At 74.5% G+C, this 22,011-nt stretch carries 16 protein-coding genes; 12 read left to right on the plus strand and 4 right to left on the minus strand.

What is annotated here, in order from left to right:
• The first annotated feature begins 305 nt into the window (after positions 1-305).
• Both ACGFI2_RS10165 and fxsT read left to right on the plus strand, forming a co-directional pair.
• Positions 306-1,790 carry a hypothetical protein gene (locus tag ACGFI2_RS10165; protein WP_393513662.1) on the plus strand — a complete coding sequence of 495 codons (1,485 nt, stop codon included), beginning with the start codon at positions 306-308 and terminating at the stop codon, positions 1,788-1,790.
• A 19-nt stretch (positions 1,791-1,809) separates the two neighbouring features.
• Complete coding sequence (fxsT, locus tag ACGFI2_RS10170; RefSeq protein ID WP_393513665.1) at positions 1,810-6,753, plus strand: FxSxx-COOH system tetratricopeptide repeat protein; 4,944 nt, start codon at positions 1,810-1,812, stop codon at positions 6,751-6,753.
• A gap of 48 nt (positions 6,754-6,801) precedes the next feature.
• Here fxsT and ACGFI2_RS10175 read toward each other — a convergent pair whose 3' ends face one another.
• Both ACGFI2_RS10175 and ACGFI2_RS10180 read right to left on the minus strand, forming a co-directional pair.
• Complete coding sequence (locus ACGFI2_RS10175) at positions 6,802-8,643, minus strand: HEXXH motif domain-containing protein (RefSeq protein WP_393513668.1); 1,842 nt, start codon at positions 8,641-8,643, stop codon at positions 6,802-6,804.
• 25 nt (positions 8,644-8,668) lie between these two features.
• Positions 8,669-8,848 carry a hypothetical protein gene (locus ACGFI2_RS10180; RefSeq protein ID WP_393513671.1) on the minus strand — a complete coding sequence of 60 codons (180 nt, stop codon included), beginning with the start codon at positions 8,846-8,848 and terminating at the stop codon, positions 8,669-8,671.
• A 118-nt stretch (positions 8,849-8,966) separates the two neighbouring features.
• Between ACGFI2_RS10180 and ACGFI2_RS10185 the strand changes: the two genes are divergently transcribed.
• The 6 genes from ACGFI2_RS10185 (at position 8,967) to ACGFI2_RS10210 (ending at position 17,366) form a co-directional block, all read left to right on the plus strand.
• Positions 8,967-9,992, plus strand: coding sequence for an esterase/lipase family protein (locus ACGFI2_RS10185; RefSeq protein WP_393513674.1), 1,026 nt, complete (start codon positions 8,967-8,969; stop codon positions 9,990-9,992).
• A 161-nt stretch (positions 9,993-10,153) separates the two neighbouring features.
• Positions 10,154-10,624: a hypothetical protein gene (locus tag ACGFI2_RS10190; protein WP_393514142.1), complete on the plus strand. Its 471-nt coding sequence runs from the start codon at positions 10,154-10,156 to the stop codon at positions 10,622-10,624.
• The gene (locus ACGFI2_RS10195) at positions 10,624-12,090 is read left to right on the plus strand and encodes a hypothetical protein (RefSeq protein ID WP_393513677.1); all 1,467 of its coding nucleotides are present in this window, start codon (positions 10,624-10,626) and stop codon (positions 12,088-12,090) included. The genes ACGFI2_RS10190 and ACGFI2_RS10195 overlap by 1 nt, the downstream gene beginning before the upstream one ends.
• On the plus strand, positions 12,087-13,406 hold the full coding sequence (locus tag ACGFI2_RS10200) for a VWA domain-containing protein (RefSeq protein WP_393513680.1): 1,320 nt from the start codon (positions 12,087-12,089) through the stop codon (positions 13,404-13,406). The genes ACGFI2_RS10195 and ACGFI2_RS10200 overlap by 4 nt, the downstream gene beginning before the upstream one ends.
• A 13-nt stretch (positions 13,407-13,419) precedes the next feature.
• Positions 13,420-14,532 (plus strand): AAA family ATPase, encoded by a 1,113-nt coding sequence (locus ACGFI2_RS10205; RefSeq protein ID WP_393513683.1) that lies wholly within the window; start codon positions 13,420-13,422, stop codon positions 14,530-14,532.
• Positions 14,529-17,366 carry a hypothetical protein gene (locus ACGFI2_RS10210; RefSeq protein WP_393513685.1) on the plus strand — a complete coding sequence of 946 codons (2,838 nt, stop codon included), beginning with the start codon at positions 14,529-14,531 and terminating at the stop codon, positions 17,364-17,366. The genes ACGFI2_RS10205 and ACGFI2_RS10210 overlap by 4 nt, the downstream gene beginning before the upstream one ends.
• Here the strand turns inward: ACGFI2_RS10210 and ACGFI2_RS10215 are convergent.
• Positions 17,353-17,688, minus strand: coding sequence for a cupin domain-containing protein (locus ACGFI2_RS10215; RefSeq protein WP_393513688.1), 336 nt, complete (start codon positions 17,686-17,688; stop codon positions 17,353-17,355). The two genes, ACGFI2_RS10210 and ACGFI2_RS10215, sit on opposite strands and share 14 nt — an antisense overlap.
• A 101-nt stretch (positions 17,689-17,789) precedes the next feature.
• Here ACGFI2_RS10215 and ACGFI2_RS10220 point away from each other — a divergent pair, with 101 nt between their 5' ends.
• The gene (locus ACGFI2_RS10220; RefSeq protein WP_393513691.1) at positions 17,790-18,170 is read left to right on the plus strand and encodes a YccF domain-containing protein; all 381 of its coding nucleotides are present in this window, start codon (positions 17,790-17,792) and stop codon (positions 18,168-18,170) included.
• Positions 18,171-18,312: 142 nt separating this feature from the next.
• On the opposite strand, the gene ACGFI2_RS10225 is transcribed toward ACGFI2_RS10220, so the two are convergent.
• Positions 18,313-19,170, minus strand: a complete 858-nt coding sequence (locus ACGFI2_RS10225) for an SDR family oxidoreductase (protein ID WP_393513694.1) — start codon at positions 19,168-19,170, stop codon at positions 18,313-18,315.
• A 127-nt stretch (positions 19,171-19,297) separates the two neighbouring features.
• Here ACGFI2_RS10225 and ACGFI2_RS10230 point away from each other — a divergent pair, with 127 nt between their 5' ends.
• From ACGFI2_RS10230 to ACGFI2_RS10240, 3 genes are all read left to right on the plus strand, one after another.
• Complete coding sequence (locus ACGFI2_RS10230) at positions 19,298-19,702, plus strand: winged helix-turn-helix transcriptional regulator (RefSeq protein WP_393513697.1); 405 nt, start codon at positions 19,298-19,300, stop codon at positions 19,700-19,702.
• 304 nt (positions 19,703-20,006) lie between these two features.
• Positions 20,007-20,729, plus strand: a complete 723-nt coding sequence (locus ACGFI2_RS10235) for an FkbM family methyltransferase (RefSeq protein WP_393514145.1) — start codon at positions 20,007-20,009, stop codon at positions 20,727-20,729.
• Between the two features lie 224 nt (positions 20,730-20,953).
• Complete coding sequence (locus tag ACGFI2_RS10240) at positions 20,954-21,955, plus strand: LacI family DNA-binding transcriptional regulator (protein WP_393513700.1); 1,002 nt, start codon at positions 20,954-20,956, stop codon at positions 21,953-21,955.
• Positions 21,956-22,011 lie beyond the last annotated feature (56 nt).

Consider the following 22,011-nt stretch of genomic DNA (forward strand, 5'->3'; position numbering starts at 1 on the left):
GTGGGGTGGGTGAGCCGGTGCGGCGTCCGGGGGTGCGGACCCCTGAAGCTTAACGGTCGTTTGGGCGTCGGCGGGAGTCCGGCCGCGCACGGCCCGTGGTCGGCGCTTGACCGCACCGTCAGAATGGTGCGTGCTCCGCCACAGCGATCGGAGGATGCCGATGCGTACGGTGTCGGGGACCGGACAGTCGACGTGAGACCGTCACCCCCACTGCGATCATGGACGTCCACCGCCGCCCGCCGCCGTGCCGGCGCGGCCGCGCCGGTCGACCTCCGAACCCCGCCGTGTGACGAACCGGATGGCCCATGACGCAGCTTCCCTCCCCCGGCGACGCCCAGCGACGCCGCATCGAGGAAGAACTGGTCGACCTGCTGTCCCGGATGCGGCTGCTCCAGGAGCCCGACAGCCGCCGGCTCATGGTGGGCAAGCTTCGCGAGCGGCTCTCCGACCCCGGCGTCAACGACTACGCCAACCCCCGCGACCAGAGCATCGAGGTGGTCCGCGTCTGCCTGGGCGACCTGGCCGCCCTGGTCGACGTGGTCGCGCTCTTCGAGCCGGCCGCGGCCCAGCTCGGCCCGCTGCACCGGCTGCGGCACGAGGTCGACGCGTTCGAGCTGCTGGCCGCCGAGGACTGGACCGACCTGCGACCGGCGCTCTCCGGCCACCGCCCGGACTCGCTCGGCTGGCTCTACCAGCGGGCCACCGACCACAAGACGGCCACGCCCCCGCCCTGGTGCGTCAGCGCCTGGGACGTCTTCGTCTACCTCAGCGGGCAGAACGCCCCGGCGCGCGGGCTGCCCCCGAGCATGCTCTTCCTGGTGCTGCTGGAGCACGAGGTGGACACCGGGACGGCCCAGCTGATCCGGCACCGCAACCGGCGCCAGGCCAGCCTGCTGGAGCTGACCGCCGACCTGGACCGCCGCCGGGCCCAGGTCAACGCCGGCGACCAGACCCCCGAGCCGTACGTCTACCTGGTCATCCAGGTCGAGCCGGACCTGGCCCCGGGCAGCGCCGTCTACACCGTCTCCCACTACCGCCAGTGGCAGGGCGCGCAGGGGTGGCACTCCCGACGGCACGGCCAGCTCACCGACGTCCCGTACGCCGGCCTGGAGGCGACCGTCGAGCGGATCGTCCACCAGATGGAGATCGAGTGGTCCGACCGGCGCGCCGACGTCGCCGTCGAACTGGTCCTGCCGGTCGAGCTGCTCAACGAGGACGTCGCCTGGTGGCGCAAGGAGCCGGCCAGTGTCCACCTGGAGCAGAAGGTGCTGGCGATGGACTACCCGGTGGTCGTGCGCAGCCTCAACCGGCTGCGGCAACCCGAGTGGCACCGGGCCTGGCGACGGCGGTGGGAACACCTCCAGGCCGAGCCGGCGCACAGTCGGCTCTTCCGTAGCCGGCCGGACGGCTCGGCGTACCTGACCCGGTTGGAGGCCGAGCTGACCGCCGACCCGCGCTGGTCGACCCTGCTGCTCAGCGCCCCGCCGACGCCGGCGAACCCGCTCGGCTTCAAGGAAGTGATGACCGCCCTGCGGGCGGGGCTACCGGTGATCGTCTGGCACCGCACCCGCCCGTCCGACACGGAGTTCTGGGAGGAGATCCGGGACATGACCGCCGACGGACGCATCGCGCGCCTCCCGGTGCACGCCCGGCGGGCGCGGTTGGACGCGCTCGCCCTGGAGCCGCACGCCGACCGGCACAGCGGCCGCCACCTGGTGGTGCTCTGGGACGATCCGGAACGCACCCCGGAGCTGCACCGGCCCGACGACCGACCGGGACGGCCGGCGTGAACGCCCCGCGGGCCGCCGGGTGGCGGGTCTACCGGGGCACCGGGGAGCCGCTCGACCCGGCCGAGCGGGACCGGCGCTGGCCGGCGCCGCCGCGCTGGCGCGCCTTCGACGGCGGGCCGGACGAGCCGCCGGCGCCCCGCGAGGATCCGGACCTGGAACGGCGGCTCGGCACGGCGACGGCGGCGGCGCTCCCCGATCCGCGCGAGGTGGATGTGGTCAACGCCGCGCTGCTGTTGCGCCGCCCGCTCCTGGTCACCGGCCGCGCCGGGTCCGGCCGGTCCAGCCTGGCCTACCGGATCGCCCGGGAACTCGGCCTGGGCCGGGTGCTGCACTGGCCGGTGACCACCCACGACACCGTCCGCGCCGGCCTCTACCAGCACGACCCGCTCGGGCGGGTACGCGCCGGCCAGAGCCACGACCGCTCCGTCGGCGACGAGCTCGGCGAGCACCTCAGCCTCGGGCCGCTGGGCACCGCCCTGCTGCCCTACCGCACGCCCCGGGTGCTGCTCGTCGACGAGCTGGACCAGAGCGACATCGACCTGCCCCAGCAACTGCGCACCGTCTTCGACGACGGCGGGTTCGAGATCCCCGAACTGGTCCGGGCGGCCGGACGCAGCCCCGAGGTCACCGTGCACACCGCCGACCCGGGCGGCCGGGCCACGGTGCGCGGCGGCCGGGTCCGCTGCCACGAGTTCCCGCTGGTGGTGATGACCTGCACCGAGGACCGGGTGTTCCCGCCGGCGTTCCTGCGCCACTGCCTGCGGCTGCGGCTGGCCGACCCGGACGAGGCCACCCTGCTGCGGATGGTGGACGCGCACTTCGTCGCGCGCCCCCCGGGCGCCCCCGGGCTGGTCCGGGCGTTCCTGGACCGGCGGCACGGGCCGGAGGCGCCCACCCTGGACCAGCTGCTCGACGCGGTCCAGCTCGCCGCCGCCGACGCCGACGACGCCGCGGACTGGGACCGTCTCGCCGAGGTGCTGTGGCGCGGCGGGCCGACGGCGGACCCGGAATGATCCTGCCGGCCCGGCTCTCCGCCGGCCCGGCCGACCCCGGCGCCGCGGCCGTCGGCGAGGAGCCCCTCGCCGACGTGCTGCGCCCGTTCCGGCGGCTGGTCTCGCCGCGGGAACTGTTCGTGTACGACCAGGAGGCCACCGCCGCCCAGGCGGAGGCGGGGCTGGTCCGGCCGGTGCTGCGGCGGGCGGCGCGGGCCCGCTGGGACGTGGTGCTGGTGGTGGACGAGCACCCCTCGATGACGGTCTGGTCGGCCCGGGTGCGCACCTTCACCACCCTGCTGCGCCGGCACGTGGCGTTCCACGACGTGCGCGTCTGCCACCTCGCCACCGACGGGACCCGCCCCGAGGAGGTCCTGCTGCGCCGCAGCCGGCGTGGCCCGGCCGTGCCCGCCGCGGCGGGACTGCCCGCGGTACGGCGGCACCGGATCGTCCTGGTGCTCTCCGACGGGGCCGCCCCGGCCTGGCGTACCGGCGCGGCCCTGCCGCACCTGCACGCGTGGGCGCGGCGCCAGCCGGTGGCGGTGGTGCACCTGCTGCCGCAGCAGATGTGGCACCGGGGCGGCCTCGCCGCGCAGCGGATGGGCCTGCGGGCGCCCCGGGCCGGGGTGCCGAACTCGCGCCTGTGGTGCCGGCAGCCGGACCCGTTGCGGGCGTGGGCCGACGCCGGCCGCCCGGCCGAGCCGGACGCGGTGCCGGTGCCCGTGGTGGAGCTGCGGCCCCGCTGGCTGGCCGCCTGGGTGGACCTGGTCGCCGGCCGTCACCCCCGCTGGGTCGACCTGCCGGCCGTCCTCGCGTACCCCCGGCCGCCGCAGCCTCCCGACCGGCGTCCCCCACAGCGGTGGGATCCGGCGGCGGCGGTGCGTGAGTTCGTCTCCTGGGCGTCACCGGCGGCGCTGCGGCTGGCCACCGGCCTGGCGGCGGCGCCGCTGGACCCGGCGGCGATCGCGGCGGTCCGCGACGAGGTGGTGCCCGAGGCCGGCGACGTGCACCTCGCCGAGGTGCTCACCGGCCCGCTGGTCGGGCCGGCGCCACAGCGCCTCGGCTTCGACTTCCGGCCCGGGGTCCGGGAGGAGCTGCTGGCGATCGGCCGGCGGGCGGAGACGGTCCGGATCCTGCGGGCCCTCGCGGCGCGGCTCGGTCCGGACCGGCCGGAGCTGGCGGCGTGGGGGCCGGTGCTGTCCGACCCGGACGGCGCCCCGCTCGGCCGGCCCGGGCCGGCCGCCGACGCCGAGGTCGAGATGGCGGTGCTGCGCGCGCTCTCCGGCCGCTACCTGGGTCGGGCCCGGCGGCTGCGGAACGCGCTGGAGCGGGACACGCCGGACGAACGCGACGTCCGCGACACTCCCGCATCGCAGGGTACGAATGTCATCATGGACAGAGGCGACGATGCCGACGTCCCCCGTAGCGTCCCCGCCGAAGGAGCCGGATTGTCGACGACCCCAGTGGACGCCAGCACCCCCGGCCGGACTCCCGCCGTCTGGGGCAACGTCCCGCCGCGCAACCCGAACTTCACCGGCCGCGCCGACCTGCTGACCCTGCTGCACCGGCAGATCCAGGGCGGCACCACGGCGGTGCTGCCGCACGCCCTGCACGGCATGGGCGGCGTGGGCAAGTCGCACCTCGCCGTCGAGTACGTCTACCAGCACCAGGGCGAGTACGACCTGATCTGGTGGATCCCGGCCGAACGCGCGACCCAGATCGGCGCCTCGCTGGTCGAGCTGGCCCACCGGATGAACCTGACCGCCGGGCCGGACGTGGGCAGCGCACGGCTCGCCGTGCAGGAGGCGCTGCGGCTGGGCCGGCCCTACCCGCGCTGGCTGCTGATCTTCGACAACGCGGAGAGCCCGGAGGTGCTGCTGCCGTACCTGCCCACCGGCGGTTCCGGCAGCATCATGATCACTTCGCGCAATCCGCAGTGGGCCACCATGGCCCGCACCCTCGAGGTGAACGTCTTCACCCGCACCGAGAGCGTCGAGCTGCTGCGACGGCGCGGCCCGGAACTCACCGACGACGAGGCCGACCGGTTGGCCGACGCGCTCGGCGACCTGCCGCTGGCCCTGGAGCAGGCGGCAGCCTGGCGCGCCGAGACCGGCATGCCGGCCGAGGAATACCTGCGGGTGTTCGAGGAGAAGCGGGTCGAGCTGCTCGAACAGGCCCCGCCGATGGACTACCAGCTGCCCGTGGCGGCCGCCTGGAACGTCTCGCTGGACCGGCTGGTGGTCGCCAACCCGGCCGCGTTCCGGCTGCTGCAGGTGTGTTCCTTCCTGGCCCCCGAGCCCATCCCCCGCACCCTGTTCAGCGGCGCGCAGAACGCCGACATCCACCCCGAGCTCAACGGCGCGCTGCGCGACCCGATGCGGCTCGGCCGGGCCATCCGCGACATCAACCGGTACGCGCTGGCCCGGGTGATCCACCGGACCAACTCGATCCAGATGCACCGGCTGATCCAGGCGGTTCTGCTCGACCGGATGAACGCCGCCGAGCGCGACGCCATGCGGGCCAGCGCCCACCGGCTGCTCGCCACCGGCGACCGCAACGACCCGGACACGCCGGCCAACTGGCCGAGCTACGCCGACCTCTACCCGCACGTGCTGGTCTCCGGCGCGGTCGAGTCCGCCCAGGGCTGGGTGCACCAGCTCATCTACAACGAGGCCCGCTACCTCTACTGGTGGGGCGACATGGAAGCGTCACTGGAGTTGTCCCGGCACGCGTACGACACCTGGCGGCAGCGGCTCGGGGAGACCGATCCGACCACCCTGCGGATCGGCCAGTGGCTCGGCTTCATGCTCTACCGCCTCGGCCGGCACTCCGAGGCCGCCGAGCTGAACACCCGGATCCTGCACGCCCACGAGAGCGCCACCGACGAGGACACCGAGGAGTTGCTGAGCGCCCTCGGCGCGGTCGCCGCCGACCTGCGCGTCGCCGGTGACTTCGCGCAGGCCCTCGAGATCGACGAGGACGTCTACCGCCGGCACGTGGTCCTGCTCGGCGAGGACGACCCGAGCACCCTCAACGCGGCCCACAACCTCGCGGTCAGCCTGCGCCTGACCGGCGACATGCGGCGGGCCTTCGCGGTCGACCGGTCCACCTACGCGCACCGGGTGCTGCTGTTCGGGGAGGACCACGCGCAGACCCTGGAATCCCACCTGAACCTCATCATCGACCGCCGCGAGCTGGGCGAATACCTGCCCGCCCGGGCGGAGATGCAGAACGTGGTGGACCGGCTGCCGCTGGTCTGGGGCAGCGCGCAGACCCAGACGCTGCTGGCCCGCCGCCGGTTGGCCTCCGCGGTCCGCAAGGCCGGCGACCACGTCACCGCCCGTGCCCTCTCCCAGGAGGTACGCGACGGCTTCGCCGCCCGCTACGGCGAGGGCCACCCGGACACGCTGCTCGCGGCGTTCGGCCTCGCCGTCGACCTGCGCGCCACCGGTGACCTGCCCGCCGCGGCCCGGCTCAGTGAGGAGATCGGCGAGAGCTACCAGCGGCTCTTCGGCGACGATCACCCGTACACGGTGGCGGCCCGGGCGAACGCGGCGATCGTGCACCGGCTGCGCGGCGACGCGGGGCTCGCCCGGTCGGTCAACGAGGCCGGTCTGGCCGTGCTCACCCGCCGACTCGGCCCGGACCATCCGCTGGCGCTGGCCGCCTCGATCAACCTCGGCAACGACCTGTACGTGCTCGAGGAGCACCGGGCCGCGTACGAGTTGGACCGGGCGACCGTGGACCGGGCGCGGGAGGTGTTCGGGCCGGAGCACCCGACCACGCTGATCGCGCTCGGCAACCTGGCGATGGACCTGATCGCGCTGGAGCGGGTGGCGGAGGGACGGGCGCTGCTCGACGAGATCGGCCCGACGTTCCACCGGACGCTCGGCGACGCCCACCCGGCGACCCGTGCCGGCCTGGACCCGGCGCGGCGGGGCGACTGCGACCTCGACCCGATGCCGCTCTAGCCGGCCCGCCCCGGTGGCGCCTCGCGTACCGCCACCGGGCGGGCCGGCTCACCCGGCGGAAGGGGCCGGCCCGATCCAGGCCGCCAGGTCCACCGGGTCGGCCGGTGTCCCGGCGGCGACCCGCCGGTGCACGGCCCGGACCAGTTCGGGGCGGCTCCGCAGCGCCGCTGCCGCCTCGTCGAGACCCAGGGCGGCGCTGGTCAGCGCCAGCCCGGCCCAGGCCGACGGGGTGTCCGAACCACCGGCCAGCTCCCCGAGATGCAGGTGGTGTGCCTGCGCGGTGTCGCCGGCGGCGTAGGCCAGGTCGGCCGGGCCGGCGCCGGTGACCCGCTCACCGACCGTCGACGGGTCCTTGCGCAGCCGCTCGAAGCCCTCCGGGTCGGTGAGCCGCCACAGCAGCAGGACCGCGCGGGTGTCGAGGCGCCGCGCGGCGGCGTCCGCAACGACCGGTGGCTCGGGACAGTCCGCGTCGGGGCGGGCCGCGCCGGCCTGCCAGGCCTCGGCGAACGCCCGCACCACCGCCGGGTCGGGGCGTCGGTGGTGCAGCCGCCACTGGGCCCGGTGGTCGTCGACCGCCGCGTCGGCCGCGGCGAGCGCCTCCGCCGGCACCGGTTCGGACCACCAGGTCGCGGCGGTGCCGGCCAGGCCGTCCAGCAGATGCCGCCCGACGTCGGTCAGCTCGGGCCGGGCGCGCAGCATCTCCAGCGTCGCGGTGACCTGCCGCCGCCACCGGGCGAACTCGAAGTGCGCCACCGGCCCCCCGGCGCCGGTGGCCACCGGACGGTACGCCCGCCAGAACTCGGTGATCCCGACGAACGCGTACACACCCTGCAGCAGGCCGCCCAGCGGGCGCGGGTCGTCCCGCCACGGCGCGTAGAGCCGGTGCGGCGGCTCGGCGGTCAGCAGCGGCGTCAGGTGCAGCAGGCCACCGAGCTTGATGTGCTGGAACTCGTGCACCAGCGTCACCGCGAGCTCCGGCGCGTCCTCCGGCTCCGAGATGAGCATGCTGCCGAACGCGTCCCCGGCCGACGCGCTCATGGTGCGGAACCGCTCCGCCGGCCGCTGCGGCACCACCGAGAACAGGCCGCGGGCGATCGGCGCCGCGCGCTCCGGGCAGACCCGCACGAGCAGCTCCCACGCCTGGGTGAGCAGCGTCCGCCAGCGGTCGATGGCCGCGACCGTGTCCAGGTCCGGCGGGGTCGGGCTGCGCAGGTTGCGGTACGGGTCGAGGAAGTCCAGGCCGACCGTCAGCGTCTGGCCGCCGGCCTCGGCCCGGACGGTGGGCAGCGCGAACCACCCGTCGGCGCCCCCGCCGGCGCCGTCGAAGGCGACCCGGTGACCGTCCAGCGAGACGGTCGCCCCGCCGTCGGCGCCGGCCACCTCGGCCACCGTCCACCGGTGCGCCGCGGGCAGCACCGCGCCGCCCAGCGTGGGCAGCGCGGCGAACCCGTCGCGGACCGGCACCCGCAACGCGAACGACAGGCCCGCGCGTACCCCGGCCACGGCCGCGAGGGCGTGCAGGTAGCCGAGGTCCGCCCAGAGCGGGCCGTCGGCGGTGACGGTGGAGCCGCGCAGCCGACGCAGCACGTACCCGGCCCAGGTGCCGACGTGCGGGTGCGCGATCAGCCGGTCGACCTCGGCCGGCGCGCGGCGTTGCGCCGCCACCAGCAGGGCCCACGCCTCGGCCACCGGCGGCAGCGGACCCGCCACCTCCGGCGTGCCGGCCACCGCGTCGAGCACGGCGCGCAGTTGCAGCAGCCGCCAGCTGTGCTCGGCGGCGAGCAGTTCCTCGACGGTCCCGGCGTCGCCGCCGCCCGCCGCCAGGACCCCGAAGTGGTGGCGGGCGAGCCGGTGCCGGGCCAGCTCGTCCATCGGCTGCGTGACGGTCATGCTTCCTCCACCCGGGTGGGCGAGATCAGTCGAGTCGTTGCGGATTGTAACCACTGGTGATGCTCTCGGGATCGTCGACACGGCGCAGCAGCCGGCCCATGACCGGGCCGAGAATCTCCTGGTCAAGCTCGGGAAGCCGAGCGAGATCGACCGGCTTCAGATCGATCAGCTCCGAGTCGACGTCGACAGCGTACGGTTGATTCACGGGGAGTCATTATCCATAGTGGCGAGCCTCCCGGACGGTCGGCGGGCCGAAGAATCGTGGCGTGGCGCGGCGGCTTCCGTGGCGGCGTCCGGGTGCGGCGCGGTGCTAGCGTGACGTCGTGGCCAGAACCACTGTGGTGTTCGTCCACGGTTTCCTGTCCTCGGATCGGGTGTGGACGGCCTTCCGCGACCTGATCCGTGCCGACCCCGCGCTCGACGACGTCGAGACGCACGCGTTCCGGTACGCCACCTCGCTGCTGTCCTGGCGCCCGCTGCGGCAGGTGCCGACGTTCGACGAGGTCGCCGACGGCCTGCGCACGTTCCTGCGCCACGACCTGGCCGACCGGCCCCGGCTGGCGCTCGTCACGCACAGCCAGGGCGGCCTGGTGGCGCAGCGGGCCCTGGCCCGGATGCTCACCGACGACGACCCCGACCTGGCCCGGATCCGCCTCCTGCTGATGTACGCCTGCCCGACGGCCGGCTCCGACCTCGGTCTCTCCGCGCGCCGGGCGTTGCTGCGCGCCAACCCGCAGGAGCGGCAGCTGCGGCCGCTGAACGCCGCCGTCCTCGATGCCCAGCGCGCCGTGCTGCACCGGATCGTGCACCCGGCCGAGCCCTCGATGCGGGTGCTCGCCTTCGCGGGCGAGAGCGACGCCGTGGTGTCGCCGGCCTCCGCCCGCAGCGTGTTCCCCGACGCCGGCGTGCTGCCCGGCGACCACTTCACGATCGTCCGGCCCGACTCGCCCGAGCACCGGTCCTACGGCGTGCTGCGCCAGGCGTTGCTGCGCCTGGCCCGCGACGACGACCGCCCGCCGGTGGCTCCGCTCCCCCGGCCGCGCGCGGGCGGGGGCCCGCCGTCGACAGGCGCCGACGGCGAGCTGGTGGACCTGCTGCTCGCGGTGCCGGGCATGACCGACCCGGCGTTCCGCGCGCAGGCGTACGCGCGGCTGCCGATGCGCGTGCGGGAGCAGTTGACCCGGCCCGGACCGGCCCGGCTGGAGCTGCTCGCGGCGCTCGACACGCTGCGCGACCATCGGCACCTCGGGCCGGGCCGGGCGCTCGCCGACGCCCTGGCGTCGCTGGTGCCGGAGCACCCGGTCGTGGCCGAGCTGCGGCCCCGGCTGGTGGCCCTCGACGCCGGGTGAGCCGGCGCGCTCCTGTCGTACCCGTGGTCCATGATCCTTGTCGTCACAGCGGCACGGATCACGGGCCGGCGACGGCGTTCCGGCCTGCCCGGAGCCGCCGGCCGGCGGGGAGGTCGGAAACGATGACGGAGCCCACGGGCGCCTCGTGGCGGCGACGGAGCGTGCTGCGGGTCGCGCCTCCCGCGCGGGCCCGCAAGCTGGCCAAGGTGCCCTTCGTGGAACTGGCCGACGGGCGGCTGCAGGGGGTGGTGTCCAGCGGGTCCGACGTGGAGCGCGTCTACGTCTCCTCGGTGACCGCCGGCAGCCACGCGGTCAACTGCAGCACCAACAACAACCGGCCCTGCGGCGGCCTGCGCGGCAGCCTGCTCTGCAAGCACCTGCACGCGCTGGCCGACGAGGCCGTGCTGCAGTACGGCGTCGAGCAGGTCGCCCGTTACCTGCGCATCGACGCCGGCGACGGCGTCGACAGCGGCGCCGACCTGCTGGCCCGCACCGACGCGCGCCACGAGCCCGGCCCGGCGGCGGTGGTGTTCAGCCGCTTCCTGCGCCACCTGGCCTACCTGGAGGTCCCGCCGAGCGCCGCGCCGGTGCCCGAGCTGCACTGGTTCCCGGCCACGGCGGCGGTGCGCTGATGCTCGCCGCGCAGCTCGCCCAGCTCCACGACGACGCGCCGGCCGGGCTGGCCGAGGCGCTCGCCGTCGTCGACGGCGTCGACGACACGCTCACCCGCGGCCTGGCCCGCATCGGCGAGCCGGACGCGGCCGCCTGGGCGGCGCTGGCCGGGGCGGTCGGCGGCACCCCGTTGGCCGACCGCGCCGGCGAGGCGGTGCGCGCCGCGACGACCGGCGCGCTCACCGAGGAGCACCTGGCCGTGCTCGCCGGCGCCCGCGCGGCGCTGCTCGGCGCCGTCCACGACGCGCTGCTGGACCGGCTCGACACCGCGCTGCACCGGTCCCGTTCCCGGTGGGCCGCCGCGACCGGCACGCCGCAGTCCGGCGACGCCGCGCACCGGCAGGCCGCCGGAGACGAAGAACGCGGCGGTCCGGGCGCCCCGTCCACCGCCGCCCCCGCCCGGGCCGGGGCCCGGGCCTGGCTGCACGAGCTGGCGCTGGCCGGCTGGCGCGGCGCCGACCACGAGTTGCTCTCCGACGCCGCCGCGCCGGTGGAGGCCGCGCTCGCCGAGCCGACGCTGCGTCGCCTCGCGGTGCTGCTCGACGGCCTCGCCGCCGAGTTGCGCGCCGGCCTGCCGGTGACCGACCCGACGCGGACGCCGGCCCGCCGGTGGGCCGACCTGTGGACCCGGGCCGTGCTGCTCGCCGCCGGCGCCGCCACCGCCGAGGCCACGTCACCGGAGCCGGTGTCCGGCCGGCTGCTGCCGCTCGGCGTCGACGTCCACGAGCACGACACCGCGTTCCAGGCGCAACTGCACGCCCTGCTCGAACCGGCCGACGGCGGCACGCCCCGGCTGGTCCGGGTCACCGTGGGCGCGGCGAAGGTGGCCACCATCGTCGGCCCGGCCGGCTGGCGACTGCTGGAGGCCTACCCGGTGCTGCTCAAGGCGCTGGCCGAGCGGCGGGCGCTGACCGTCACCGACCTGCCGGCGCACGGCGGCGACCTGCACTGGGTCGACGCACGCGCGGAGCTCGCCGAGCCGGCCGACCCGTTCGCCACCGCCCGGGTGCTGCTCGCCGGCGCCACCGCCGCCGCGGTCCCGCCGCTGCAACGCCATCCCGCCGCGATCGCCGAACCGGTCCTCGTCGAGGGCCGGGTCGTCCGCGGCGACGACGGCGACCTGGTGGTCGACCTCGACGGCCGGGCGGTCCCGCTGGCCGCCGACCGGCTGCCCGCGGCCGGCCCGCTCACCCCGGCGCTGCTCGCCGCCGCCACCACCTGCCTCGGCCTGCTCCGCTGGGACGCCGGCCGCTGGCAGGTGCAACCGCTCGCCGTGCGGGCCACCGTCAAGCGGCAGACCGTCGAGGCGCACAACGGCGACTGGGCGTGCGGCGTCACCGACGTGAAGGCCGCCAAGGCCGAGGCCAGGGCGGGCGACGCCGTGGCCGTGCTGCGCGAGCGCGCGGGACGGTTGCTGCGCCGATGACCGACGACCGCGCTCACGCCAACCGCCGCCAGGTGCTCTACTGGCGCCTGCTGGCCCGCCTGTTCAGCCCCGACGAGCAGCCCGCGCTGGAGTCCGCGAGCGTCGCCGTGGTCGACGACCTCGGCCTGCCCGCCGCGCTGCTCGACCCGACCGTCTCCGTCGACACCGTCGTCCAACGCTTCCCGGCGTTGGCCGACGAGCTGCGCGGCCTGCTCACCCCCGACCCCGACGCCCCGGCCGGGCCGTTCCACCCGGGCGAGGCCGAGGTACGCCGGGCCGCGCTGGCGTCCAAACTGCTGCTCAACGTGTTCGCCACCGGCGCCGGCGAGGTCAGCGCCGGGCAGCTGGCGCGCTGGCAGGCCGATGCCGGCTGGTTCGAGCAGGCGTGCGGCGTCTCCCCCGGCGAGCTGCGCCGCGACGGCGCCGGCCTGGGCGCCACGCTCGCCGGGCTCGAGGGCGACCTGGTCCGCCGGATGCGGCTGCGGGAGGTGCTCGCCGACCCGGTGCTGGCCGCCCGGCTCACCCCGAGCATGTCCCTGATCGAGCAGCTCCTGCGGGACAAGGCGAACCTGTCGGGGGTGGCGCTGGCCAACGCCAAGTCGCTGATCCGCCGCTACGTCGACCAGGTCGCCGAGGTGCTGCGCACCCAGGTGGCGCAGGCCACCGTCGGTGCGGTCGACCGCTCGGTGCCGCCGAAGCGGGTCTTCCGCAACCTCGACCTGGACCGCACGATCTGGCAGAACCTGACCAACTGGAGCCCGGACGACGAGCGCCTCTACGTCGACCGGCTCTACTACCGGCGGACCGCCCGCCGCACCACCCCGGCCCGGCTCATCGTGGTCGTCGACCAGTCCGGCTCGATGGTCGACTCGATGGTCAACTGCACCATCCTGGCCTCGATCTTCGCCGGCCTGCCCAAGGTCGACGTGCACCTGATCGCGTACGACACCCGGGCGCTGGACCTCACCCCCTGGGTGCACGACCCGTTCGAGGTGCTGCTGCGCACCAACCTCGGCGGCGGCAACGACGGCCCGGTCGCGATGGCCCTGGCCCGCCCCAAGATCGCCGAACCGCGCAACACCGTGCTGGTCTGGATCTCCGACTTCTACGAGTTCGACCGCTCGCAACCGCTGTTCGACGGCATCGAGGCCGTGCACCGCTCCGGGGTGAGGTTCATCCCCGTCGGCTCGGTCAACAGCTCCGGCCACCAGAGCGTCAACCCCTGGTTCCGGCAGCGTTTCAAGGACCTCGGCACCCCCGTCATCTCCGGCCACATCCGCAAGCTCGTCACCGAGCTCAAGAACTTCCTCACCTAGGAGAACACCCCTGATGTCCGACATGCTCCGCGCACCCGCCGAGGTCAAGTACGCCGACGAGCTGGCCTGGCTCGAGTCGGTCGACACCGGGCCGAAGCCGTTCTCCTGGCGCCTGAGCCCGCGCATGGTCCGGCTGTTCGTGCTCGGCTCCGAACGCGCCGACGGCCTCGACCGGGAGATCCCGCAGAAGTGGTTCGGCGACCGCAGCTTCGTCGAACGCAGCATCGTCACCCTCGCCTCCGACCGGGGCCTGCTGCTCATCGGCGACCCCGGCACCGGCAAGAGCTGGCTCGCCGAGCTGCTCTCCGCCGCGATCTGCCGCAACTCCACCCTCGTCGTGCAGGGCACCGCCGGCACCACCGAGGACCACATCAAATACTCCTGGAACGTCTCCATGGTCATCGCCCGCGGCCAGTCCCGGGAGTCGATGATCCCCTCGCCGATCATGACCGCGATGGAGCAGGGCGTCATCGGCCGCTTCGAGGAGCTGACCCGCTCCACCAGCGACGTGCAGGACGCGCTCATCTCGATCCTGTCCGAGAAGTACGTCTCCATCCCGGAGCTGGACCACGACAACATCGTCTTCGCCCAGCCCGGCTTCTCGATCATCGCCACCGCCAACAGCCGCGACCGGGGCGTCAACGACCTGTCCTCCGCGCTCAAGCGCCGGTTCAACTTCGTCCGCATCCCGGTGGTGACCAACAAGCGCAGCGAGGCCGAGATCGTCCGCTTCCGCACCGAGGAGCTGCTGCGCCGGCACCGCATCGAGCTGGAGGTGCCCCCGACCCTGCTGGACATCCTGCTGCAGAGCTTCGCCGACCTGCGCGCCGCCGCCTCCGCCGCCACCAGCGACGACGAGAAGCTGGAGTCGGCGCTGTCCACCGCCGAGCAGATCGGCGTGCTGGAGGACGCCGTCCTGCACAGCCAGTTCTTCGGCGACCGCGTCCTGCGCGCCCAGACCCTCGCCGGCTCGCTGGTCGGCTCGCTGGCCCGCCGCAGCCCCGAGGACCTCGCCATCCTCAACAAATACCTGCACGGCGTCGTCGAGCCCCGCGCCAAGGCCGACGGCGGCGAATGGGACGGCTTCCTGGACGGCGGCCGCCAGGCGATCGCGTCGCTGGCATGACCGCGCCCGCCCCGACCGGCCTCTTCGGCGCGCTGCGCGAACAGCTCACCGACGCGGCCGCCGCGTTCGCCGGCTCCCCCGACGCGCTCGCCGGGATCCTCGCCGGCATGGTCGACGACGTCGACCGGGCGCTCGGCGAACGCCTGGAGATCTTCCCGGTCTGCCACCACTCCCCGGCGTCCGCGCTGGCCATGGCGCGGCGACTGCGCGCCCGCCCACCCAAGGTCATCTACCTCGAGCTCTGCGAGGACCTGCGCCCCCTCCTCGACGAGTTGCGCAACTGCCGCCTGCCGGTGGCCGTGCAGGCGTTCGCCACCGAACTCGACGGCTTCCCCACCGAGTGGAGCCCGCTGAGCGTCATCGCCCCGATCACCGAGGCCTCCGCGGAATACCAGGCCATCGCGTACGCGCTGGACACCCCCGGCGTCGAGCTGGTGCTTGTGGACCGCTCCACCGACCACGTCTACCAGTGGACCCCCCGCGACGACCAGCCGGCCGGCCCCGACCCGACGTCCACCGCCGACGAGGACGCCGCGCTGCACGGCGACGCCGTCGGGCTGGAGATCGGCGACCTGCGCCCCCGCTTCGCCGAACTGGAGTCCTACCTGCTGCACCACGGCAAGGTGCGGCACTGGTCGGAGTGGTGGGACCAGTACGTCGAACGCCCCCTCGCCGACGCCGACCACGACACCTACCGGCAGGTCATGGTGCTGATCGGCAGCCTGTTCCGCCGGCTGCGCCCCAGCCGGTCCGCCCGGGACGACCGCGACGAGGACCGCGAGCGCCACATGTGGACCCGGATGCGCCAGCACCTCACCGCCACCGGCGCCGACCCGGCCGACTGCCTCTACGTCTGCGGCGCCTTCCACGCCGCCAGCCGCGTCGAACAGTTCGGCCTCGACTCCACCGCGCCGGACTTCCCGATCAGCCCCCGCACCGGCACCCGCTGGCGCTACGGCCTCATCCCGTCCAGCCACTCCGCCATCGAGGCGCAGTTCGGGCTCGCCCCCGGCACCGTCTCCATCGCCGCCGCCAACTGGACGGCCGCGATCGGCCGCACCCGGCTCACACCGTTCCGGCTGGCCGGGCAGCAGACCGGGAAGAAGGGGCGACGTTCCCGCGCGAGCACCGCGACCGCGCCGCCCGACGCGACCACCGACCGGCTCACCGGCTTCCTCGCCGCGCCACCCGCGCTCGACCAGCTGGACGAGGCGGAGCTGCGCGGCTGGTGCGTCGACATCGTCCGGCTCGCCCGACGCAACGGCTACCTGGCCAGCACCGCCGACGCGATCGCCGTGTTCGAGACCTCGATCCTGCTGGCCAACCTGCGCAACCGGGCCCGGCCCACGCCGTACGACTTCGCCGACGCCGCGGTCACCTGCATCGAGAAGGACGTGGTCCCCGGCCGGCGGGACGTCCGCCGGCTCTGCGAGATCCTGCTCGGCGGCGACCGGATCGGCCAGGTCGGCTACGACTCCCTGCCGCCGCTGGCCCGCGACGTCCTCGACCGGCTCCGCCCGCTCGGCCTCGACCTGGAACGGCGCACCGTGCAACGCGCGCTGCTCGACCTGCGCGGCGACCCGGCGCTGGAATCCTGCTCCGACCTGCTCTGGATGCTGCGGCACCTGCTGCCCGCCGACGCGGTCCGCCCGATCATGGGCGAGCGCCGCCTCGGCCACCGTTCGACCCAGGAGAGCTGGGACCTCGCCCTCGGCCGCAACCAGCGCGCCCTCATCGAGCTGGGCTACGAGGGCGTTACCGTCGAGCAGGTGCTGGAGCAACGGCTCCGCCGCGCGGTGCGCGCCCCGGACGCGACCGCCGCCCGCGCGCTCGCCGCGGTCGAGGACGCCATCCGCCTGCTCGACAGTCCACGCCTGGTCGACGAAATCGGCGCGCGGGCGGTGGAGCTGCTCGCCGCCGAACGCACCGTCGACGACGCGCCGGAGGTGCTGCGCCGCATCCGCCGGCTGCTCGCCCACCACCGCACCACCGCCCCGACGCTGCCCGCCTGGTGCCGGGCGTTCGTCACCACCGGCTACGCCCACTACTGCACGCTGCTGCCCACCGCGTTCGTTGACGAGGCGACCGGCGTCCGCCAGGTCGGCGCGATGCTCGGCTTCCTGTTCCACCTGGAGAGCCTCGCGCTGTCGCTGGGCTGCGACCGCTCCCAGCTCGAGCTGGCCGTCGCCCAGGCCCACCCCGAGGCGCCGGCCAAGCTCGCGCTGCTCTGGGCGGCCCGCCACCAGCTCGGCCTGCTGCCGCTGGCGCAACTGCGCGAGCGCTGCGCCGAGCTGCTCGCCAACCCGCTTGTGGTGCCGGCGTTCCCGCACTACCTCTCCGGGTTCGTGCACGCCCTCGACCCGGTGCCGGGGCTGGCGCCGTTCGTGGTCGAGACCATGTCCGCCGCGTTCGCCGGGCTGCCCGACCCGGTGCTGCTGCCCTGGCTGCCCACCCTGATCACCACACTGCGCGAGCACGGTCCGGAGCTGGTGCCGCTGCTGGTCCGCGAGGCCGAGCGCACCTTCCCCGCCACGCTGCCCGCGCTGGACGGCTGGACGCCGCCATGGGCCGCCGCGCCCACCGCGCCGCCGCCGCCGGCACCGGCTCCGCCGGGCCGGACGGGCCCGCTGGCCGACGTGCTGGTCGCCCACCCGGACTCCGTGGACGCGGTGGCCGCGTTGCTCGGCTGCGACGCGCCGTGGCGCTCCCCCGCCGTGCACGGCCCGCCGGCCGGCAGTGGCGTCTCGACGCTGCTCGCCGCGCATCCGGGCACCGCCCACGCCGTGGCGGCCCTGTTGACAGCGCCGGGCCGGACCGAACTCAGTGCGGGGTGACCAGGGGCTGGCTGTCGTCCACGAAGTACGAGGAGAGCATCCGGGTCTCGACGTCGCCGACGTTGCGGGCGTTGTGCACGACGCCCGGCGGGATCAGGAACGGCTCTCCGGCGGCCACGCCGAGCGCCGGCCGGTCGTCGAACTCCATGACGATGTCGCCCTGGATCAGATAGCCGACCTCCTCGCCGGGATGGCTGTGCCGTCCTGAGTCGTGGCCGACCGGAATCCGGAACAGGGTCTGCACGATCAGGCGACCGGGCACCTCGGCGTGGGCACGCTGCAACTCGGTGCGGGTGACGCCTTCGGTCGACCGGTCCGTCACGGCTGGCTCCTCTCCGGGCGGCCGGTCCGGCCGCCGCTCCCGACGCTAGCCGGGAACGCCGGGCCCATTGGTCGCTTGCGGGCGTCGGGCACCATGGAGTGGTGATCCGCTTCCTGCTGAACCTGTTGTGGCTCGTCTTCGGCGGCGGTTTCGTCCTGGCCCTGGGCTACGGCGTGGCCGCCCTGATCTGCTTCGTCCTGGTCGTCACCATCCCGTTCGGCGTCGCCTCGCTGCGCCTCGCCTCGTACGCGCTCTGGCCGTTCGGCCGCACGCTGGTGCCGAAGCCGGGCGCAGGCGTCCCCTCCGGTCTGGCGAACGTGCTCTGGGTGCTGGTGGCCGGCTGGTGGCTGGCCCTGTCGCACATCCTCGCCGGGGTCGCGCTCTGCGTGACGATCATCGGCATCCCGTTCGGGGTGGCCAACTTCAAGCTGGTTCCGGCTGCGCTCTGGCCGCTCGGCCAGGAGGTCGTCGAGGCTCCCTGACCCGGACGCTCCCCCGGTGGGCCGTCCGGCGGGAACTCGCTCGCCAGGGCAGGCGATGCCCGCCGTCCGGATCGCTTGGGAGAACACCACGAACGGGGTGGGCGTCGGTACGGACGCCCACCCCGTTCGTGGTGTGGCCGGTTCAGGCGGTCTTGACCGCGGCCGCGACGGTGTCGGCGAGCGGCGTGCTCGGGCGTCCGATCAGTCGCTGCAGGTCGGTGCTGGGAGTGAACAGTTCGCCGCGGCTGATGCCGAGGTCGGAGTCGACCAGCAGGGCAGCGAACGGCGCGGGCACGCCGGCGCCGACCAGCACCTCGGTGTACGCCTCGGCGGGCAGGTTCTGATAGGTCACCGGCTTGCCGCTATGGGTGGCGACCTCGGCGGCGAGCTCGGTCATGGTGTAGGGCGTGCCGCCCAGTTCGTACACGGCGCCCTCATGACCGTCGCTGGTCAGCACGACGGCCGCAGCGGCGGCGAGGTCGGCCCGGGTGGCGCCGGAGATCTGACCGTCGCCCGCGGACCCGGCGATCGTTCCGTACTGCAACGCGGCGGCGAGGTTGTCGGTGGTGTTCTCGATGTACCAGCCGTTGCGCAGGAAGACGTACGGCACGCCGGACTCGCGAATCATCGCCTCGGTGGTCCGGTGCTCCTCGGCGAGAATCGTGCCGTTGGTCTCCGCGCGCAGGGTGCTGGTGTACGCGATCAGCTGGACACCAGCGGCCGTCGCGGCCTGTACGGCGTTCGTGTGCTGCGCCAGCCGCTGGCCGACCTCGTTGCCGGAGATCAGCAGCAGTTTGTCGGTGCCGGCGAACGCCGCGGCGAGGGTGTCGGGCTGGGAGTAATCGGCCTCGCGCACCTGAACGCCACGCTCGGCAAGGTCCGCGGCCTTGTCCGGGTTACGCACGGCGGCCACGATCTCGCCGGCGGGCACACCGCGCCGCAGCAGATCCTCGACGACGAGGCGGCCCAGGTGACCGGTGGCGGCGGTGACAGTGATCATTTCGGTTCTCCCGATTGTTGGTTGGCCAGATGCCTGCCTCCTAGCTTGCACTAACTTTTAGAAAGTGCCAGCAAATGGTGAGCACTGTCATTGAATCCGGCACGTCCCGGCGGCTACTGTCGTAGGCATGACCAGCGCTGCATCGCGAGACACCGCCGCCGACCCGATCGATGAACTGATCATCGACGTGTTCAACCGCGCCTGCCCGTCTCGCCAGGCGATGGAGACCGTTGCCGACAAATGGGGGACGCTGGCCCTGGTCGCCCTCACCGAGGGCGCCTACCGATTCAACGCCCTGCGCCGCCGCGTCGACGGGGTGAGCGAGAAGATGCTCGCGCGGACCCTGCAAGCCCTGGAACGCGACGGCCTGGTGACCCGCGACGTGCAAGCCACCATTCCACCTCGGGTGGAATACACGCTCACCGCCCCGGGCACCCGCATCGCCGCCGCGCTGCGCGCCCTTCTCGACGCGCTCGAAGCCGAGATCCCCGCGATCATGACCGCACGCGAGGACTACGACCAGCGACACTGACGGCCCTCGGCACCACCGGTCCACCGGCTCGTGCTGTCCAGGACAGCAACCCGGCCGCCGCCGGCGACGGCCCCGGAGAAGGTCGCCTACGCGCTGCGGCTGCTCGGCGAGCCCGACCGGACGACGACCTCGATCGCCCTCCTGCCACGATCTCGGTGCGGGTCACGCCGCGTAAGGCATCCTAGGAGGATAGCGTGGTGGCTGTCGCTGGGCGAATGCCACTCACGTCCGCCGAGGGGTGGCTACGGTCGGTGGTGTGGGGGGTCGGGACGGGGCGATCGAGGCGCTGAAGGCGGATCCGGCGATGTCGAGCCTGCGCCGGTCGCTGGACTTCTACCACGGCGACCCGGCACGCGAGGCCGCGCTCGACGCCTTCTACGCGCCCCTGGTCCGCGCCGGCGACCTGGTCCTCGACGTCGGCGCGCACGTGGGCGACCGGCTGGCCAGCTTCCGCCGGCTCGGCGCCCGGGTGGTCGCGGTGGAACCGCAGCCGCTGTGCGCCCGGGTGCTGCGTGCCCTGCACGCCGGCGACGCCGCGGTGACGGTGGTGGAGGCGGCCTGCGGACGGGCCACCGGACCGGTACGGCTGCACGTGAACTCCGCGAACCCGACCGTCTCCACCGCCTCCCGGAGTTTCGTCCGGGCCGCCGGGCACGCCGCCGGCTGGGAGGGCGAGACCTGGGACGGCGACATCGAGGTGGCCGGCACCACGCTGGACGCGCTCGTCGACGCCCACGGCGTGCCGGCGTTCGTGAAGATCGACGTGGAGGGCTTCGAGGACGCCGTGCTGGCCGGGTTGAGCCGCCCGGTGCCGGCGCTGTCGTTCGAGTTCACCACGATCGCCCGTGACCTGGCCGGACGCTGCCTGGACCGGCTCACCGCGCTCGGTTTCACCGCGTTCACCGTGGCGCTCGGCGACGAGATGACGTTCGCCCTTCCCGGGTGGCGATCGGCCGCCGAGGTGGCGGCGTATCTGGAGGCGCTGCCGCACGAGGCGAACTCCGGCGACGTGTACGCGCGGAGCTGACGTTCGTCCACATCGGACCGACATCGGCGCGGCGCATTGACGCTGCTCACCGCCTTGATCCACGCATCCGCTGCCCCGCCGCTTTTTTCAGAGGTCGAACTTAGGCGTGTTTCGTTACCGGTCCGTTATTGACGTGACCGTCGCCACTTCGGTTGACTGCCACGGAACCGCTACCGCAACCGGTTCCGAAACACCCCTCATCCCCTGCGACCCGGGAGCGTCACGTGCCGATCACCATCGCCGACGTCGCGACCCGGGCCGGCGTGAGCAAGACGACCGTCTCGCGCGTGCTCAACGGCAAGGGTGAGGTGCACATCCGCACCGCCGACCGGGTACGCGCGGTGATCAGCGACCTCGGCTACGTGCCGAGCGCCCGCGCGGTCGGGCTGGCCCGGGGGCGTACCCGGGTGGTCGGCATGCTGGTGCCGGCCCTGACCTGGCCCTGGATGGGCGAGGTGTTGCAGGGCGCGGCCGACGCGGTCGAGGCCGAGGGCTACGGCATGCTGCTGTTCACCTGCACCCACGGCGACGAGTCGATGCGGCGGTTCGCCTCCCAGGTCTCCGCCAAGTCCTTCGACGGCCTGCTCGTGGTCGAGCCCGAGGGCACCCTCGAATACATCACCGGGCTGCACCGGCGCGGCCTGCCGGTCATCCTCATCGACGACCGCGGTCACCAGCCCGGCTTCCCGTCGGTGCGGACCACCAACGAGGACGGCGCGCGGGCCGCCGCCGCGCACCTGCTGTCGCTCGGACGCCGCCGGCCACTGGTCATCACCGGCCTGCGCCGGTTCGGCTGCACCCGGGAACGGCTCGCCGGTTTCGCCGGCGGGTACGCCGACGCCGGCGTACCCATCGCGCCGGAGCGGGTGGTGGAGGGCGACTTCACCTTCGAGTGCGGGCGCGCGGCGGTGCGGCGGCTGCTCGCCGACGGCGTGCCGTTCGACGCGGTCTTCGCGCACAACGACCTCTCCGCCGCGGGCGCGCTGCAGGCGCTGCGCGACGCCGGCCGCCGTGTCCCGCAGGACGTGGCGGTGGTCGGCTTCGACGACCTGCCGCTCGCCGGGCACACCCACCCGCCGCTGAGCTCGGTGCGCCAGCCGCTGCGGGAGATGGGCACGGCCGCCGCCCGGCTCCTCATCGCCCACCTCACCGGCACACCGTTGCCCGACACCCCGACCGTCATCCCGACCGGCTTCGCCGCCCGCGCCTCCACCCACGTCACCTGAGCGTCACCCCCGCCGCACCCGGCGACCACGCCGGCGAGCACCCAGCCCGCCGGTGG

The sequence above is a fragment of the Micromonospora sp. NPDC049282 genome, from assembly GCF_043197045.1.
GTDB lineage: Bacteria > Actinomycetota > Actinomycetes > Mycobacteriales > Micromonosporaceae > Micromonospora.